This window comes from Leptotrichia wadei (assembly GCF_007990545.2).
Classification (GTDB): Bacteria; Fusobacteriota; Fusobacteriia; order Fusobacteriales; family Leptotrichiaceae; genus Leptotrichia; species Leptotrichia wadei.
Genome location: NZ_AP019829.2, coordinates 777,772 through 796,292, shown reverse-complemented (window position 1 = coordinate 796,292; position 18,521 = coordinate 777,772). Strand labels below are relative to the sequence as shown.

Here is an 18,521-nt window from a genome sequence, read left to right as displayed (position 1 = left end):
TATTACTATTTTGTAGCTTTGAATTCAATTCTTCTGTTTTCAAATCTTCCTTCTGGAGTATCATTTGTAGCAATTGGTTCAGATTCCCCTCTTGATTCTACACCTAAGATTCTTGAAGGATCTAATCCAAATTCTATCAATTTATCTCTAACTGCTATTGCCCTTCTCATACCTAAAGCCATATTATAAGCATCAGAACCTTTAGAATCTGTATGTCCTATAATTGTTAACTTGAAGTCATTTTGTTCAGCATAATCCTTAACATTTCTCAATAATTCGAAGTATTGTGGTTTAACTACTGATTTATCGAAGTCAAAATTCAATTTACCAGAATCAAATACCCATGTATCATCTTTCTTAGGTTCTGGAGCTGGTTCTGGAATTGGTTCTGGAGCTGGCTCTTCTAACTCAAGAGCATTAATTCTTATTGTGTTTTCTCTCATTTGAGTAGTTGTCAGCCTTCTTGCCATTAGTGGTGAAGCAACTAACAACCCTAATGCAATTATTGTTGTTGTTGTGGTTGTTGTTCGTCTACCCATTTTTCAGCCTCTCTTTCTAATGATCTATATTTGTGGCTACCTGGATTTGGTTTATTTTCATCTAAATAATCTTCAATATGATTTAATCTAGTTGTGTTATAATCTACTAATTTTGCATTTGTACAAGACAAAGCTCCTAATCCTAATAATATTAATGCTAACTTTTTCATATTTTTAATTTCCTTTCTAATTCATCCAAATTTATTTTTGAAATTTTTAATCAATTACTGTATTTAACAGTATAACTTTCTAGTTCATTCTATCTTGAATAGCATCCAATCTTTGTTCCATTTGATCTAACATTTCATTTGTTTTATGGAATTTTTCAATGTTACTGTTAATTTGATCTACTCTTTTTCTAATTCTTTGAATTTCTACGTCCATCATTTTACTTTCAGACATATTTCTTCTTTGAGCTCTTATATCTCTTGTTTTAGTTTTTCTTTGTTGAGCTGCTTCTCTTGCTTTTGCCGCTCTTTCTTGTGCTTGTGCTCTTGCAGCTTCAGCTCTTTCACGTGCATCTTGAACTGCTGTATCAGATGTTGTTACAGTTTCTTCTACTGGAACTACTACAACTTCTTCTTCCACTGCTACACCTTTTGCTGCATCTTTAGCTTGTTTAGCCTGTCTTTGTTTAGCCACTCTAACTAATCTTTGCACTGCGGCATCAGTATCACTTTTAGCTGAGAATGATAATTGACTCATTGCCAAAACCATTACTGCTGCTAATCCTAATATTTTTTTCATTGATTTTCCTTTCTAAATATCATTTAAATATTATTTTTATTGAAATAACTGAATTGGCTTATTTAACTCTTCTTGTTTTTTTAGGAGCATTCTTAACACCATCTCTTCCAAGAACACTGTCAAATTCTCCTAATTCTTTTTCTTCTCTTTGTACACTTCTTACTACTCTTTCATAAAAATCTACTCTAGTTGCTGCTTTAGCCGCATTGTATTCAAGTTTTTCAATTGATGATTTTGGTTTAACTCTTTCTTTTTCTTCTACTACACCATCTTCATCTATTGTTACTAATTTTTCTGTTGTCATTTCACGCTCTTTTGGCGCTTTTAAACTTTTATAGTAATCTTCTCTAGCTTGTTTTAATACATTCTGTGCAGAATCTGCCATCATTGGAACAGATAATGCAGCTACTATTCCGCACAATACTAATTTTTTTGCTTTCATATTTTAATTACCATTCCTTTCATTAATTCATTACTGATAATAATGCATCCAATTCAGCAATTTTTTTCTCTTTTTCTGCTATGCTCTTATTTATATTTTTGTAAACAGTTTCAGAATTCTTTAGTATTTTTTTATATTTATCTCTGTGCCATCTTACTTCTGAATCTACTTTTAATTTTTCTACCAATTTTTCTCTACTTGTTTGTTTTTCTTTTAAGTCTTCCACTTCAGCTTCTAATTGAGCTTTTTGTTGAATATAACTTTGTTTTTGTGCCTCTTCTTTTTTCATTAACTCATTGAATTGACTTTCAATTGAATTCAAGTTACTTTCTAAGCTCTTTTTTTCAGCAGAGAAACCTATTGATGAAACCATCATTATTCCAACTAAAAAGAATATTGTCTTTTTCATTCGATTTTCCTCCTAATTTTTTATTTGCCTAAAACTCCCGTAACACCAAAGTCACGAGATTGCTGGAAATAATTACCTTTCTCAGGTAATGAATTTACCAGTCTATCCCCGTAGTTCCTAAGGTTCGCATATTTAAAAAAATTATCATGCACATAAGCTTTAATTGATAATCAAAGCTCATAGCTTATGCATAAAATTTTCGATTAAATTAACAAACCAATATGGAACTACTATCAAATCACTTACTTAACTATCACTTGTTCTTATTATACCAAATTATATAAAAAAATACAATTAATTTTTCAAATAAAACACAAAAATTATAATTTTTCTTTAAAGAGGTATTTAAAATCAGTACAAAAAATATTTTCTAATCTATTGGATTTAAATATTTTTTAATTTTTCAAAAATTTCTTCGATTGTTTTAACTTCTTCAAGCTGTTCCACTAATTCTTCTTCAAACGACAATTTTGAAATTTCTGCTAATAAATCTAAATGTTCCTTTTTAGTTCCTTCTGGAGCGGCAATCATAAAAATTAGTTTTGAAGGTTCTCCATCCATACTTTCAAAATCAACACCTTTGCTAGAAATTCCCATTGCAAGCGAAAGAGACTTTACTAGCGGAGTTCTTGCATGTGGAATTGCGATCCCATCTTGCATTCCTGTTGGTGTCAATTTTTCCCTTTCATTTATTTCACTCACAAATTCTTCAAAATCTTCTGAATCAATAATTCCGCTTTTTACAAATAATTGTGCCATTTCTTTAATAGTTTCTGCTTTTGTTGTTCCCTTTAAATCTAAATTTACTCTTTCAGGTACTAAATATTCTAATATTTTCATATTTTTATGCAGGATAATCCCACAATCTCCTTTCAAAATTTTTTTCTTAATTTATTTCTTTCCTAAAATTTTCCCATCTTTTTAAAATCATATCCAATACTTCGTTTTCAGACATTCTTGACAAATTATAAATAATATAGTCTTTTTCCCTTCTAAACCATGTCATTTGTCTTTTGGCATATCTTCTACTTTCTTTTTTTATCTCTGCAACCGCCTCATCCAATGAAATTTTCCCATCAAAATACATGAACAATTCCTTATATCCAATCGAAGATATTTTATAAAGCTTTTCTGTATGCCTATTATATACTTTTTTTGCCTCTTCGACAAGCCCCTTTGCAATCATAATCTCAACTCGCCTATTAATTCGATCGTAAAGTTCCTCTCTATCCCGTGTCAAAAATACTTTTAAAAACTCATAATTATTATCTTTTATATTTTGAGTTCTTAACTCGCTAAACTTCCCGCCAGTTAAAAGGCACACTTCAATGGCACGAACCAGTCGCAATTTATTAGACAAGTCAATTTCCTCATAGGATTTTTCATCTAATTTTTTCAAAGTTTCTTGTAATTCATCAAGACTTTTACTTTCCAGCTCTTTTCTAATTTTTTCATCCTTTGAAGGCAATTTTGCAAATCCATCTGTAATTGACCTTATATAAAGACCAGTTCCACCTGTAATAATAATACTTTTTCCGTTTTTTTGAGAATTTTCATTCAAAATATTATTTACATCTCTTTCAAAATCTCCCACAGAATAATCTTCGCAAGGATTTACAACATCAATCATATAATGTTTTATACCTTGCATTTCTTCATCAGTTATTTTCGCAGTTCCAATATTCAATTCTCTATAAATTTGAGATGCATCAGCTGATATAATTTCTGCATTAATCTTTTTCGCAAGCCTTATCGACAAATCAGTTTTCCCAACTCCTGTAGCACCTGCAATTACAATTCCTTTAGCTATTTTATTTACCTCCTGCTATAAGTAGACCACATTTTTTAAATTTTTTCAATATCAAATTTATAAATTATATGAAAATTTAAACTAAATTACATATTCAAATTCATAACCTGCAATAATTATTATATCCCCTTGCTCAACACCAGCTTTTTCAAGCTCTGTTTCCATTCCAAGACTTCTCATCTTTTGAAGGAAATTTATGATTCCCTCTTCTCCAATAAATACATATTTTCTTAACACATCATCCACAATTCTTCCATCAACTTCAAATGCATTATCTGAAATTTTTCTAATAATCCAGTCTTCTTTTTTATTGTTTTCAGAAATCAATTCCTCAACCGAGTAAACTTCCTCCAGCTCTTCTCTAGGTATTTCCTGAATCAATTCCCAAGCCTTTGATAAAACTGGCTTTAATCCGTCATTTGCAATTACAGAAACTGGATAGACAAATTCTGCTCCATTTTCCTTCACAAATTTTTCAAATTCATCATATTTTTCATCTTCATAAAGCATATCAATCTTATTTGCCACTACAATTTGTCGCTTTTTAGACAATTTTTCACTATAATTCTTCAATTCGTGATTTATTTTCAAAAAGTCTTCCTTAGGATCACGCCCATCAAGTCCTGAAATATCCACAATATGAATGATAAGTTTACATCTTTCAATATGCTTTAAAAATCTATCTCCAAGTCCCACTCCCTCATGAGCCCCTTCAATAAGCCCAGGCACATCAGCTACCACAAAACTTTCCTCATCTCCCATTCTAACAACTCCCAATTTGGGCTTTAATGTTGTAAAATGGTAACTTGCAACTTTTGATCTGGCGGCTGACACTTTGTTAATAAAGCTGGATTTTCCAACGCTTGGATAACCAACAAGTGCCACATCAGCAAGCAGCTTTAATTCTAATTTTATTTTTAATTCTGCACCTTCACGTCCACTTTCTGCTATTCTTGGAGCTTTTTTCACAGATGACTTAAAATGGATGTTTCCACGTCCGCCATCTCCTCCCTTTAAAAATATAACTTTTTCATTTGGAATATCCAAATCAAGCAAAAGTTTATTCGTTTCAAAATCCCTAACCATTGTTCCAACTGGAACCTTTATAATCAAATCTTCTCCAGATTTTCCAGTAGAACGTGCCGCAGCACCTTTTGTCCCATCCTGTGCCTTAAATTTTTTACTGCTTTTAAAATCCACAAGCGTATTAATATTTGGATCGGCGATAAACACAATATCTCCACCTTTTCCGCCATCTCCGCCATCAGGCCCTCCAAACTGAACAAATTTCTCACGCCTAAACGTAGCAGCTCCATCCCCTCCTTTTCCAGAAATTACTGTAATTACACTTTCATCTATAAACATTTCATCATCCTTTTCTTTTTTATACTTCTCTTTCTATTTGTTTGAAAAATTAAATTTTATAACAAATCTTTAACTTAAAGTAAGCTATTTACTTTTAGTTCTGCTTGATGCAGCCGCCTTTTTTTCTTTCCTATAATTCCAAGGCTCTGTATATCCTTTTCTAGAAAACAGCCCCAATTTTTTCTGCTTCGCATTTTCTTGATATTTTTCAAATTGCGTGTCTTTTTTAGCATATTCCTGATACCACCAGGCATTTCCCGTTTTTACCATTTCTTCATTAACATTTTTGCCATTCGCATAAATAATCGCAACTATTCTGCCATATCTATCCTTATTTTTCACTTCCACGCTTAAATTTTTCCCAGTCACTAATTTTTCAAGTGCCTGTCTACTTTCAGATCCATAATCCTGTGTTTTTTCAGGTGCATCCATCCCGTACATCCTAATTCTAAGCATCTCTCCAACAAATTTTCCATTTTCAACCTTCTGAATGTTAATCGTATCTCCATCGCTAACCTTCAGCACTTGATAGCCATCTAAAATTTCAGGTTCAACTTCTTTTTTTTCTTTAGATTTCTTAGTTTTAGAGATTTTTTTGCCATTATTTTGGGAAATTTTGACATTCTTGGCTTTTCCAGCACTTTTTTCAGAACCCTTTCCGCCTTTACTAAACATCCCCGAAATCATAACTGCCGCAATTATAATTATTGCAGCAATTAATACTATCTGAGATTTTCCGTCATCAATTTTTTTTGCCATTTTTCTCCTACTTTTTTACTATTTTTCAAGCGCCTGTTTAAAATCTGCAATTAAGTCGTCAATATTTTCAAATCCAGCTGCAATTCTAATCAATGAATGTGTAAATCCTCTAGCTTCCTTTTCTTCTTCAGGCATTTCTGCATGAGTTATTGTACTTGGATGAGTTACCAATGTTTCAGCTCCACCAAGGCTTGCTGCAAATAATGCCACATTTAAACTTTCAAAAAATGTTTTTACTTTTGAATCATCTTTTAAAGTAAATGAAAATACTGAACCTCCGCCTGTTGCCTGACTTTCATGAATTTTTTTACCTTTATTTGTATCTAAAGTCGGATAGTAAATTTTATCAACTGCATCGTGCTTTTGGAAAAATTCTATAAGTTTTTTTGCATTTTCCTGTGCCGCTTGCACCCTTAATTTTAATGTTTTCAAACTTCTCATCAAAAGCCAGCTGTCAAATGGCGATATCAAAGCACCAGCCGCAACTTGTGAAAATTTAATCTTTTCTGCAAGCTCCTCATCATTTGTAATTGCAACCCCGCCTAGCAAATCATGATGTCCTGACAAAAATTTAGTTGCACTGTGAACTACAATATCAATTCCAAAATCAAGCGGTTTTTGTAAATATGGCGTCATAAACGTATTATCTGCAATAGTTATAAGATTATGCTCCTTCGCAAGTTTTACAACTCCTCTTATGTCAGTTACATCAAGTAATGGATTTGACGGTGTTTCAATAAAAATTGCTTTAGTATTAGGTTTTAACGCTTTTCTTATATTTTCTAAATCAGTTGTATCAACAAATGTAGATTCTATTCCAAATCTTGAGTAAATGTCGTGTAAAACTCTATAAGTCCCTCCATAAATATCTTGTCCCAAAATGATATGATCTCCAGCCGAAAACATTGTAAATACAGATGTCGTAGTTGCCATTCCAGATGAAAAGGCATAGGCATATTTTCCATTTTCAAGAGCTGCAATAATTTCCTCCAGTTCATTTCTCGTAGGCGCTGAAACTCTAGAATATTCAAATTCCTGTGTCACTCCAAATTCTGCAACAGGAAATGTAGAAGCAAAATTAACATTTGTTCCCCATAATTCCTTCTTTTTTCCTTCTCTTACTCCATGTATTGTTTTTGTTTCAAATTTCATAATTTATCAGCTCACTTTCTATATTTTTATCAATTTTTTTATTTAAAATTTTACAATAATTTATGCGGAATTTTTATTATTTTCTCATAAGCAATACGCTTCGCCCCTAAATCAGGCTCCCTATCCAAACAAATTAAGCCGCAAAAACTAAACCCATTTTTCGCAAGAAGCCTTTTCATCGGCTCATTATTTTCATGCGTATCCGCCTTTAAACTAAGTATCTTATTCTCGATGCAAACTCCTTCAGAAAATTCTAGTATTTTTGTAGCAAGACCTTTATTTTTCACATCAGAATCGACCGCCAGCCTATGAACTACCATATAATCATCATCTGTTATCCATTTTCCCTCAATCTTAGAATATGGCTCTTCTTTTTCAGGCGATAATACAATCGTTCCAACAATTTTTCCAGAAACTTTTTCTCCAGGCTTCTCATTATTTTCAGCAGTTTCTTCCAAAACATAACTAATCCCTTTTTTTACATCACTTTCAATAACTTCCCTATTTGGATACCCCTTTTGCCATTGATCCAATCCCATTTTCTTCAATTCAGCTTTCGCCTTCTCAATAATTTCCAAAATTATGTCAATATCATCAAAAGTTGATTTTCTAAAATTCATCAATTTTTTACCTCCTTCAATCATAAATAATTTATATTTGCCAATTTATTTCATCTTTTCCCAATTCCTTCAAAATTTCATTAGCCTTTTTAAAATGTCCACAGCCAAAAAATCCACGGCTTGCCGACAACGGACTAGGATGCACACTTTCCAGAATATAATGTCTATCCGTATCAATAAAGGCTTTCTTGCTTTTTGCATTATTTCCCCAAAGTATGAAAATTAACGGATCTTCACGTCTATTTAAATATTTTATCACATTATCTGTAAAAATTTCCCATCCTATCTTTGAATGTGAATTAGCATTTCCAGCAACTACAGTAAGCGCCGTATTTAAAAGCAGCACTCCTTGCTTTGCCCAGCTTTCAAGAAATCCATTTCTGCTCATTTTATAACCAAATTCATTTTCTATTTCCTTGTAAATATTTTTTAAGGAAGGCGGCAATGCAACTCCCTGCTTTACTGAAAATGCCAGTCCGTGTGCCTGATTTTCCCCATGATACGGATCTTGTCCCAAAATTACAATTTTGCAGTCCTTGTAGCTTGTCAGCTTAAACGCAGAAAAAATTTCATATTTATCAGGATAAATTGTCTTTGTCTTATATTCACTTATCAAAAATTTTCTCAAGTTCAAATAATAATCCTTTTCAAATTCCTTTTCATTTTTAAAAATTTCATCCCAGTCATTTCCAATATTAACCATTTTTCTTCTTCCTTTCACTAAAATATTTTAAAACAAGAAATCTTAATCTTTTGCTAAAACAAATTTATTATTTAATATTAAAATAAATAATCTATTAAATCAATTTATACAAACGGATTATAAAATCTTCCACCATTTACCTTCACCAGCACTATCGAAGTACCCACAAATATTGCAGTCACAATAATCGCCACGATATCAGCCACTTTCATTTTCCTAGCCTGATACCAGGTCCTCTTTTTTCTTTTCCCAAACCCTCTCAAAATCATAGCATTACTTATAATATCTATTTTTTCAATGCTTGAAAATATTAACGGCATTAAAGTATAAGATACATTTTTTATTCTTGTCATTAATTTTACATTTTTGGAAATATCAATCCCCTTTGCCTGCTGTGCCTTGCTAATTATGATAAAATCCTCCTGAACTGTCGGAATGTATCTTAGTGCAATTGAAACTGCATAGGAAAATTTGTAGGGCACTCCTATTCTATTCAACGAAGAGGCAAACTCGCTTGGATTTGTTGTAATTATGAAAAGCAGGGCAACAGGAATAACTGAAAAATATTTTACAAATATATTAAATTCATAAAATAACTGTTCCCAAGTTACCACATAATTTCCAAAAATTTTAAGAATATCATGCCTTGTTCCATATATTTTTGTTCCTTCAAATGGAGAAAATAAAAAAATCATAATTAAATTTAATACAAGAAAAATAGCAATTAGATAAAATACGATTTTTATTTCATTAAATTTTATTTTTGAAATTTTAAAAAGCACAAATCCCAAAAGTGTCAAAGCTGCAAGAAATCTTGTATCATAGGTAAGCATAATAGCCACAGTCCACAATATAAAGCAAATCAGTTTTGCAGCTCCATTTAATCTATGAATTACTGAATCTTTTTCAATATACTCCAATAAAAATGTATTTTCCATCTAACCACCCGCCTTTTTCTGTTCTTTTTCACAATTTTTTTCATAATGAACAAATGTACTTATGAGTTCTTCAGAGTTTATTTCTATTTTTTCTGCCACGTAATGAAGTGAAGTTTCCCTTAAATTTGCCTGCTTCAACACATTTCTGTCTGCCAAAATCTGTGATGGATTTCCTGATTTTATAATTTTACCTTCATTAAAAACATAAGCCTTGTCGGTATATTCCAGCATTAGATGCATATCATGGGTTATAAATAAAATTGTAATTCCATATTCATTCAGCCGCTTCAAAAATTCCATTATTTCCCTATAATGAAAAAGATCCTGCCCAGCAGTCGGCTCATCAACTATTATTATTTCAGGCTCTAAAACAAGCACAGATGCTATCGTAACTCTTTTCTTCTGCCCGTAGCTAAGTGCTTTTATAGGCCATTTCCTAAACGGCTTTAATTTACATATTTCTAAAATTTCAATAACTCTTTTTTCTATTTCATCTTCTAAAACTCCTCTAGTTTTTAGCCCTAATGCAACTTCATCAAAAACTGTAACTTTTGAAATCATTGCATTTGGATTTTGCAGCACAAAACCTATTTTTTCAGCTCTTTTTGCTATACTTTCATTACTTATATCCAAATTTTTATAATAAATTTTTCCTTCATCTTGCCTTTCAAATCCTGCAATAACCTTTGACAATGTCGACTTTCCAGCCCCATTCGATCCAACAATGCTTATCATTTCACCTTTTTTTATGGTTAAATCTATATTTTTTAATATTTTTCTTTTTTCATCGTATGAGAACGAGATATTTTCCAACTTTAATAATGTTTTATTAGATTCTGCCTTTTTTGGAGAAGAATTATATTTTATCCAATTTAAAATATTTTCTTTCGCTGTAGAAAAATCAATTCTTTCAAAAATAGAAATATTATCACATCTTTCAAGATTATCATTACTATATTTAAGCAAAGAAATATACAAAGGTTCTCTTATATTTATTTTACTTAACAAATTTCCTTTTAAAATATTATCTGGCGTATCATCAGCAATAATTCTTCCCTTATCAACGACAATAATCCTGTCAATTTCCCTATGCAGCACATCTTCAAGCCTATGCTCTATAATTATCGTTGTAAGTTTTTTATCTTTATGAAGCTCACTTATCAATTCAATGGCATATTTTCCGCTAAGCGGATCAAGATTTGCAAGCGGCTCATCATAAAGCACTATTTTAGCATTATCAACCATAATTCCAGCAAGCGATACTTTCTGTTTCTGCCCTCCTGATAAATCATGCGGCTTCAAGTCAAGCAATGTTTCAATCCTTACAAACTGTGCTATTTCCTTTACCTTTTCTTTCATTACAGCCGTTTCAACTTCATTATTTTCCAGTGCAAAAGCTATATCTTCAGCAACAGTAAGCCCCACAAACTGTGCATCTGAATCTTGGAGAACAGTCCCTATATATTTAGAATGTTCAAAGATTTCCTTACATTTTTTCCCATAAATTTCAAGCTTTCCAGAAACTTCTCCCTTGTAAAAATACGGAGCAAGTCCATTTATACAATGCCCAATCGTACTTTTCCCCGATCCTGACGGACCCACTATTACAATCTTTTCACCTTCATAAATTTTCAAATTTATATTATGCAATGTTGGCTTTGACTGGCTTTCATATTTAAATGTAAAATTTTCAAAATTTATAGCAATTTTTCTTTCTTCTTTTTTTTCTTTTTCTTCCAATAATTCTCCTCCATTATTTTCTATTTAAAAATACCCGCCTAATCTTCTCACAGTTACCAATACTTAAAAACTGCCTGAAAAGTGCGGGTTATTTAAATTATTCCTCTTTTAAGCTTCCTTTACTTATTATTGTTTTTGAAAATGCAAATATTAAAATTGTTCCTAAAATAGCTACAACTAACATATTTCCAAGTGCTGCTACAACTCCTTGTGCAAATGCCTTTGCTTGTGGTTCTTTGTATATTGCAATATCAATAATTGGAGCCAGAACTACCCAGCTTATTAAACTTATAATTACTTCTCCGACTATAAATTTTACAATTTTCGCTCCATTAAAATTTTCAATTTTTATAATTTTTCCTAAAAATCCAATTCCCATTCCAAAAAATGCTGACGCTATTACCCAGCTAAACCAAACATTTCCATATCCTGAAATGTCATTAAGCGTATGCCCAATAAATCCAATTCCTAACCCAACTGCAGGCCCATATATAAATGCCATTAATGCCACAAAGGCAAAAGTTACTTGTAATGTTGTATTTGGAATTGGTGTAGGAATAGCCACAAATCTCGACAATACAATATAAACTGCCGCTCCAATTCCCATTGCCACTACTTTTTTAATCGCTGTCGCTTCCATCAATCTCACCTCTTATATATTTTTTACTTTGTTATTTTAATATTATATACTAATATTTCTTTTTTCTCAACTAAAAATAGCAACTTTTATACATATCTCATTTCTTTTCTTATTTAACCTTTAAATCGTATATTTATTTCTTCCTTTTCAACTTCCAGATGAACCATTTCCACCTGTGCATTTTCCAAAATTTTTCTTGAAGCCTTCGTAGAATCAAGCGATTTATGCTTATCAGAAAAATACACAACTTTTTTTATCCCTACTTGAACAATTGCCTTCGCACATTCATTACAGGGAAAATGTGTCACATAAATAATACAATTTTTAAGAGATTTTATACTATTTAAAATTGCATTCAATTCAGCATGAACAACATAAGGATACTTTGTTTCCAAAAAATCCCCTTCCCGATCCCAAGGCATCTCGTCATCCGAACTCCCTTGCGGAAACCCATTATAACCAATTCCAATAATCTTTTTATCCTCATCAATAATGCAGGCTCCAACCTGTGTAGATGGATCCTTGCTTCTCATTCCAGACAAAAATGCTATTCCCATAAAATATTCATCCCACGATAAATAATCCTGTCTTTTAGACATTTTTCATACCTCACCTTCTAAAATACCCAATTATTTCACAATTGCTTTTTTCCTAACATCCAAAAACTGTATTTCCAATTTATCCTCTTTACTAAGCTCAATTCCTCTCTTAACAATTTCTCCATTTTTCCGAGTTATGGTATACCCTTGCTTCAAAATATCGTTTACCGAATATTTAGAAAGCTGTGCCTTTTTATATTTCAGCTCATTTTTCCGATTCTCAAAAAATTCCAGCATTATTTCATTAAGTTTAGCCAATTTCCCCCTCAAATTTTCTTTTTCACTTAAAATTACTTTTTCCAAATTAATTCTATCAAATCTCTGTTTACGATAATCCAGCTGCTCCTTTGACTTTTGCAAAATTCTTTTTAATTCCCTTGATAATTTTTGCTCCTTTTCCATCAAGTCAAATTTTTTATTGTCCAGAATATTTGCAAAATTTTTTATATAATAGTTATTTTTTCTATATTCCAGCTCTTTTTTCATCATTGCAACCCTATTTAAAAGCGATTTGCTCAAAAGATTTTTTTTATTTTCCAACTCATCCGCCAGTTTACCTTTTTCAGGAATCAAGATTTCCGCCGCCTGAGTCGGTGTCGCTGCCCGCTTGTCAGCAACTAGATCAGAAAGCAAATTATCAATTTCATGCCCCACTGCTGAAATCACAGGAATTTCTGATTTATAAACAGCCTCTATCACTTCTTCCTCATTAAATGCCCACAAATCCTCAATGCTTCCACCACCACGCCCAACAATAAGCGTATCTATTTCAAGCTGCTTTTCTTCATTCATCCTGTTAAAAAACTCAATTCCTGCCGAAACTTCATGTGCAGCCCCTTCTCCTTGAACTTTTGCAGGATAAAGGTAAATATTCACATTTGGAAATCTTTTATGTGTAGTATTTATAATATCTCTAATTGCAGCCCCTGTATCAGCTGTCACAACTCCAACATTTATTGGTAATTGTGGCAATTTTTTCTTTATTTCATCAGAAAAATATCCCTTTTCAAAATATAACTTTTTAAGTATTTCCATTTTTTCATAAAGTAATCCCAAAGAATTGCTTTTTTCAAGAAAATCCGCCACAATCTGATAACTTCCGTTAGCTTCATAAAGTGTCACATTTCCCCGAATTTTTACCGAATCTCCTTCCTTCAGATCCTCAGGCACATTTCTATATTTATACCGAAAAATAGCACACTTCACACTTGCACTTGAATCCTTCAACGTAAAATACAAATGCCCAGACCGATAATACGTAATATTGGAAAGCTCCCCTTCAATAAAAATATTCTTAAATGTCCTTGTCCCCTCCAAAAACATCTTCACTTCTCTGTTTATCTCGCTTACAGAAAATACTGTCTGTTCCATAACTTTCCCCGTTTCTTCCATTTTTTATCATTTAATAATAGCATATTTCATTTTATTTCTCAACTAATGAAAATTTTCAAAATCTTCCTGATCTTGTAAAAAGTATTCTCAAAACCCTATTTTTCAATATTTCTTTGATTAGATCAGCCTTGTCAAAAATAATGTTAGTCTTTTTGTATCATTGTTTCAAAATTATCAATTCCTACTGACAAATTTTTCTTTTTCTTTATTTTCTTTTCTCTTTCTAATCATTTCCTCTCAATTCCCCTTTTTAATTATTGTTACTATTTATATTATTTTATCATAGATAAGAATGCAGTTCAAATAGAAAAAATTAAATATATAATTTTTACAATAAAAAAAACATAATCTGGAACTCTTTAATCATCCAGCTCACTAGATTATGTTTTAAATACTATTCAATTCTAAAATATATCCTTATCAGATAATTTTGCATCTTTTGTTCTAAACATTTCAAGCAGTTTTTCCACCGTTAATTTTTTCTTTTCTTCACCTTTTATATCAAAAATTACTTCTCCTGCGTGAAGCATAATTAGTCTATTTCCATAAGTTATGGCATCTTGCATATTATGTGTTATCATCAAGCTTGTTATGTTATTTTTTTCAATAATTTCCTTTGTTTTTTCCAAAATTATTTCTGAAGTTTGCGGATCAAGTGCCGCTGTATGTTCATCTAGCAGTAATATATCTGGACGGTTTAAAGTTGCCATTATTAATGACAAGCATTGTCTTTGACCACCTGAAAGCAATCCTACCTGTGTATATAGCTGATTTTCCAGCCCAAGTCCTAAACTTTCCAATTGTTTTTTATAAAATTCTATATTTTTTACATCTAGCCCAAATGTAAAATTGAATCTTTTTCCTTTGTTTTTAGCCATTGATAAATTTTCTAATACTGTCATTGAAGGAGCTGTTCCCATTGTTGGATTTTGATAAACTTGTGAAATCCATTTTGCTCTTTTATGCTGAACGACATTTGTTATGTCCTTTCCATTTAAAATCACATTTCCACCATCTGGAATAACTTGTCCGTTCAATACATTCAAAAGTGTCGATTTTCCTGCACCATTACTTCCAATAATTGTTATAAAATCTCCATCATTTATTGTAAAGTTTAATCCTTTGAATACTTGTTTTTCTGTTCCCAATTCAGAGAAGAAAGTTTTATATAAATTTCTTAATTCTATCATTACGCTTCTCCCTTCTCAATTAATTTTACTTTTTTCTTACCTTTTTTAGATTTATTAATAAGTTCATTCCACAAAATTACCGCCAAAATTACTGCTGTTATCACTTTTACATCTGTCGGTTTAACTTCAAGTATTTTTATAACATCATCACTAAAGTGAAGACTTTCATAAATACTTCTTGTCCAGCTATTTGACATTAATGCCAAGTTTATTATAAAATAATACATAAGCGATCCTATTGTAACAATTGAAACTTCATTTATTACACGGGATTTTTTCATTACTCCAAGTCCAAGAATTATAGCTGCAAGACCAATAACAATCGTTCCAACTCCCGACTGCAAATCCGCAACTTTAATATTTTGTGCAAACAATGCCCCAGACAATGCCACAACTCCATTCGCAAGCATTAGTCCAAATATTTTCAATCTTTTTTCATTTACCCCAAGACTTACCACGAGCTGCTCATTATTTCCCAATGCCCTTAGTGCAAAACCAAATTTAGAAGTTAAAATATAATCAATTATCATTTTTATAATAAATGCAATTAATACTGTAAGCATAAGTTTTACATCTTGTGTTTTTACCACATAAATTATTAATGCAATTGTAAAAATTATATAAACAGCAAGTGTTCTAATCATATATTTATTTTCTTTAATTTTATAATCATAAAGCCCCTTTAATACAAGTAAAATCACAAATATAATTACAAAAGGTATAAAATCCTTTTTATATGAAATTATTTCATAAATACTTCTATCTGGTGTAATAAATACATTTGGCATTCCAACAATTCTAGAATTTATACTATAAAGCCCCGTCATTACCAAAATTCCTGAAAGTAGTCCATTAATTTTTAAATAAACATGCAATGCTCCAGTTACATATCCTGCAACCATTCCACAAATAACAGCTAAAACCAATCCCATAACAGGACTTGTTATCCCCAAAAATCCATTTTTAGAAAGTGCAAATGCTGCAAATACAAATCCTCCCAATGGAAATGTCCCATCCACCGACATATCAGGAAAATCTAATATTTTATAAGTCAAATACACTCCCATTACCATTATTGAATATATAAATCCTGTTTTAAAAGCCTCAGGAAGACTCTGTAAAAATACTAATAGTTCATTCATCTACCTTTTTCTCTCTTTCTTTAAAAATTATTAAATCTATTCAGTAACTTTTTTTATTTTTACTTTCTGATTTAAATAGTGTTTCATTATAAACTCTTCAAAAACTCTTACTAAACAGTATTTATCTTATTTTCCTACAAACTCAGCTCCACTAAATGCAGGATTTTTCACATCTAATCCCAATGCTTGTGCTGTTTTGCTATTTACATAAAGTTTCATTTGTTTTGAAGTTTCAAAAGGAATTTGAGAAACAGGTTTTCCTTTAAGGATTTCAATTGCCATTTCTCCAGTACGTTTTCCCAATGCATAGTAATCTAATCCCATTGTAAACAATGCTCCCTCTTTTACTGAAGAATTTTCACTTACAACTACAGGTTTTCTAGCATTAACAGCCTCTGATGCAATCAAATTCATTCCAGACACTACAAGATTATCTGTCGGCAAATACAATGCATCAGTTGACCCCAATAGATTTTTAGTAGCTTGTGCCAATTCACCAAAGTTGTTTATACCTTGCAATACAACTTCTATATTTTTTTGTTTAGCAATTTTTTGAATTTCTTGAACTTGAACTGCTGAATTTTGTTCTGATGGATTATATAAAACTCCAATTTTCTTAGTTCCAGGTTTTATTTTTAACAGTAAATCAAATTGAGCTGCAACATTTTCCAATTTATCACTTGTTCCAGTAACATTTGGATTTAAAAGTTTTGCACTTGCTGGATCAGTTACTGCTGAAAATAATACAGGGATATCTGAAATATTATTTACAAGTGCTTGTGCCGATGGTGTAGCAATACCAAATACAAGATCTTTTTTATCCGCCTTATAATTTGTAGCAATTAAATTTGCATTTGTAACTTCCCCATTTGCATTTTTTTCATCAAAATCTGCATTTATTCCAGCTTCTTTAAATGCAGCCTTAAATCCTTCCTTTGTCAAATTAAGTGATGGATGTTCCATAAATTGAGTTATTCCGATTTTATAAACTTGTTTATTTCCAGAGTCCTTTGAATCTTTTTTCCCATTAACAGTATCATTACTATTTCCACATGCCAACATTAATATACCTATCATCATTAACAGTATCTTTTTCATTCTATTTCCTTTCTCTCCGAATCACATTTCTTTGTTTATATTTTTATAAAATATGTTTAATAATCTTTTTTAACAAGGGGCGTGACTCCTTGCTATAATAATTTAAAAGCTATATAATTCGAACAAATATATTAAACTTAGTATTACGAATTTTTTATTCTATTGAACCATTTTAGCTTTAGACTTCACATCTTCAGGTAATGAAATTCCAAGTGCTGCAAGTGTTTTTCCATTTACTACAATTTCATTAAGAGGCATTGTTTTAAATTTAATTTCGCTTGGTTTTTTACCATTTTTCAAAATCTCAATTGCCATTTTACCAGCTTCTTTTCCAATTTCATAATAACTTACACCTTGTGTAATCAATGCTCCGCCTTTAACGTGAGCCGCTTCCGCACCAAATACTATTTTTTTAGCTGCAGTTGCCTTATCTGTAATCAAACTCACAACTGAAGCCACAAGATTATCTGTCGGCAAATAAATAGCATCTGCCTCTCTCACTAAATTATCCACTGTTTGAGGTATCTCATTTGCCTGTACAACACTTTTTTCAACAATATTCAATCCCAGTTCCTTTGCGGCCTTTTTCAAATCTTCCACTTGGATTTTTGAATTTTGTTCTGAAGAATTATAAATTACACCAACATTTTTTATATTTGGACCTATTTTTTTCAATAATTCTAGCTGCTGCTTTACATCCATTCTATCACTTACACCAGTTACATTATTCTTCAAAATCCCTGCAGACTGTGGATCTGTAATTGCCGCAAACACCACAGGTATATCATTCGTAGCTTGTGAAACCGATTGAGCCGCATTTGTCGCAATCGCAAATATCAAATCTTCCTTCGAACTGACAAAATTATTAGCAATCAGATTTGAATTAGTTGTTTCTCCATTTGCATTCTTTTCATCAAATTCAGCATTAACTCCCGCTTCCTTAAATGCAGCCTTAAACCCTTCTCTCGCACTATCAAGTGCTGGATGTGATACAATCTGCGTAATCCCAATTCTATACTTCTTAGAGCCTGTCCCAGCATTCCCGCTACTTTTACTCTCACTTCCAGAATTCCCGCAACTCAAAACCATAAGCATCAAAGCGCTTGCCAAAATCAACAATTTTTTCATAAATTTTTCCTCTCTTTCCTACTATCCTACAATTTTTTCACTATATTTGAACATTTAACAAAGAACTTTAGCCTCATTTTAATATTACCTGTTAACCACAGCAAAAAC

21 protein-coding genes are annotated in these 18,521 nt (G+C 31.5%); all 21 read right to left on the bottom strand.

The annotated features are described in order from the left end of the window. Positions 1 to 5: 5 nt before the first annotated feature. The 21 genes from FVE73_RS03710 to FVE73_RS03610 all read right to left on the bottom strand — a co-directional run bounded on the left by FVE73_RS03710 (position 6) and on the right by FVE73_RS03610 (position 18,413). Positions 6 to 539 carry an OmpA family protein gene (locus FVE73_RS03710; protein ID WP_018498658.1) on the bottom strand — a complete coding sequence of 178 codons (534 nt, stop codon included), beginning with the start codon at positions 537 to 539 and terminating at the stop codon, positions 6 to 8. Next, positions 503 to 709, bottom strand: a complete 207-nt coding sequence (locus FVE73_RS03705; protein WP_018498657.1) for a hypothetical protein — start codon at positions 707 to 709, stop codon at positions 503 to 505. Before FVE73_RS03705 ends, FVE73_RS03710 begins: the two co-directional genes overlap by 37 nt. A 79-nt stretch (positions 710 to 788) precedes the next feature. Continuing rightward, positions 789 to 1,286 carry a hypothetical protein gene (locus FVE73_RS03700; protein WP_018498656.1) on the bottom strand — a complete coding sequence of 166 codons (498 nt, stop codon included), beginning with the start codon at positions 1,284 to 1,286 and terminating at the stop codon, positions 789 to 791. Between the two features lie 58 nt (positions 1,287 to 1,344). After that, positions 1,345 to 1,728, bottom strand: a complete 384-nt coding sequence (locus FVE73_RS03695) for a hypothetical protein (protein ID WP_018498655.1) — start codon at positions 1,726 to 1,728, stop codon at positions 1,345 to 1,347. 22 nt (positions 1,729 to 1,750) lie between these two features. Next, the gene (locus FVE73_RS03690) at positions 1,751 to 2,137 is read right to left on the bottom strand and encodes an adhesion protein FadA (RefSeq protein WP_018498654.1); all 387 of its coding nucleotides are present in this window, start codon (positions 2,135 to 2,137) and stop codon (positions 1,751 to 1,753) included. Between the two features lie 384 nt (positions 2,138 to 2,521). Next, the gene (locus FVE73_RS03685; RefSeq protein WP_018498653.1) at positions 2,522 to 2,977 is read right to left on the bottom strand and encodes a PTS sugar transporter subunit IIA; all 456 of its coding nucleotides are present in this window, start codon (positions 2,975 to 2,977) and stop codon (positions 2,522 to 2,524) included. Between the two features lie 46 nt (positions 2,978 to 3,023). Then, positions 3,024 to 3,896, bottom strand: coding sequence for a tRNA (adenosine(37)-N6)-dimethylallyltransferase MiaA (gene miaA / locus FVE73_RS03680; protein ID WP_018498652.1), 873 nt, complete (start codon positions 3,894 to 3,896; stop codon positions 3,024 to 3,026). Positions 3,897 to 4,028: 132 nt separating this feature from the next. Continuing rightward, the gene (obgE, locus tag FVE73_RS03675) at positions 4,029 to 5,312 is read right to left on the bottom strand and encodes a GTPase ObgE (protein ID WP_018498651.1); all 1,284 of its coding nucleotides are present in this window, start codon (positions 5,310 to 5,312) and stop codon (positions 4,029 to 4,031) included. An 84-nt stretch (positions 5,313 to 5,396) separates the two neighbouring features. Next, positions 5,397 to 6,071, bottom strand: a complete 675-nt coding sequence (locus FVE73_RS03670) for a thermonuclease family protein (RefSeq protein WP_018498650.1) — start codon at positions 6,069 to 6,071, stop codon at positions 5,397 to 5,399. Positions 6,072 to 6,089: 18 nt separating this feature from the next. Beyond that, positions 6,090 to 7,223: a trans-sulfuration enzyme family protein gene (locus FVE73_RS03665; RefSeq protein WP_018498649.1), complete on the bottom strand. Its 1,134-nt coding sequence runs from the start codon at positions 7,221 to 7,223 to the stop codon at positions 6,090 to 6,092. A gap of 50 nt (positions 7,224 to 7,273) precedes the next feature. Continuing rightward, on the bottom strand, positions 7,274 to 7,843 hold the full coding sequence (locus FVE73_RS03660; protein WP_018498648.1) for a GNAT family N-acetyltransferase: 570 nt from the start codon (positions 7,841 to 7,843) through the stop codon (positions 7,274 to 7,276). A 31-nt stretch (positions 7,844 to 7,874) separates the two neighbouring features. After that, positions 7,875 to 8,546, bottom strand: a complete 672-nt coding sequence (locus FVE73_RS03655; RefSeq protein WP_018498647.1) for a uracil-DNA glycosylase — start codon at positions 8,544 to 8,546, stop codon at positions 7,875 to 7,877. A 104-nt stretch (positions 8,547 to 8,650) separates the two neighbouring features. After that, positions 8,651 to 9,484, bottom strand: coding sequence for an energy-coupling factor transporter transmembrane component T family protein (locus FVE73_RS03650; protein ID WP_018498646.1), 834 nt, complete (start codon positions 9,482 to 9,484; stop codon positions 8,651 to 8,653). Next, positions 9,485 to 11,224: an ABC transporter ATP-binding protein gene (locus FVE73_RS03645; RefSeq protein WP_018498645.1), complete on the bottom strand. Its 1,740-nt coding sequence runs from the start codon at positions 11,222 to 11,224 to the stop codon at positions 9,485 to 9,487. It abuts the gene before it with no gap. 97 nt (positions 11,225 to 11,321) lie between these two features. After that, positions 11,322 to 11,864, bottom strand: a complete 543-nt coding sequence (locus FVE73_RS03640; protein ID WP_018498644.1) for an ECF-type riboflavin transporter substrate-binding protein — start codon at positions 11,862 to 11,864, stop codon at positions 11,322 to 11,324. 113 nt (positions 11,865 to 11,977) lie between these two features. After that, positions 11,978 to 12,463, bottom strand: a complete 486-nt coding sequence (locus FVE73_RS03635; RefSeq protein WP_018498643.1) for a deoxycytidylate deaminase — start codon at positions 12,461 to 12,463, stop codon at positions 11,978 to 11,980. A gap of 30 nt (positions 12,464 to 12,493) precedes the next feature. Then, positions 12,494 to 13,834, bottom strand: coding sequence for an exodeoxyribonuclease VII large subunit (xseA, locus tag FVE73_RS03630; RefSeq protein ID WP_026239052.1), 1,341 nt, complete (start codon positions 13,832 to 13,834; stop codon positions 12,494 to 12,496). Between the two features lie 425 nt (positions 13,835 to 14,259). After that, positions 14,260 to 15,045 (bottom strand): ABC transporter ATP-binding protein, encoded by a 786-nt coding sequence (locus FVE73_RS03625; RefSeq protein ID WP_018498641.1) that lies wholly within the window; start codon positions 15,043 to 15,045, stop codon positions 14,260 to 14,262. Further along, complete coding sequence (locus FVE73_RS03620) at positions 15,045 to 16,187, bottom strand: ABC transporter permease (protein WP_018498640.1); 1,143 nt, start codon at positions 16,185 to 16,187, stop codon at positions 15,045 to 15,047. Before FVE73_RS03620 ends, FVE73_RS03625 begins: the two co-directional genes overlap by 1 nt. Positions 16,188 to 16,313: 126 nt before the next feature. Next, the gene (locus FVE73_RS03615) at positions 16,314 to 17,285 is read right to left on the bottom strand and encodes an ABC transporter substrate-binding protein (RefSeq protein WP_018498639.1); all 972 of its coding nucleotides are present in this window, start codon (positions 17,283 to 17,285) and stop codon (positions 16,314 to 16,316) included. A gap of 159 nt (positions 17,286 to 17,444) precedes the next feature. After that, a complete protein-coding gene (locus FVE73_RS03610; RefSeq protein ID WP_018498638.1) occupies positions 17,445 to 18,413 on the bottom strand; it encodes an ABC transporter substrate-binding protein in 969 nt (322 codons plus the stop codon). Positions 18,414 to 18,521: the final 108 nt, after the last annotated feature.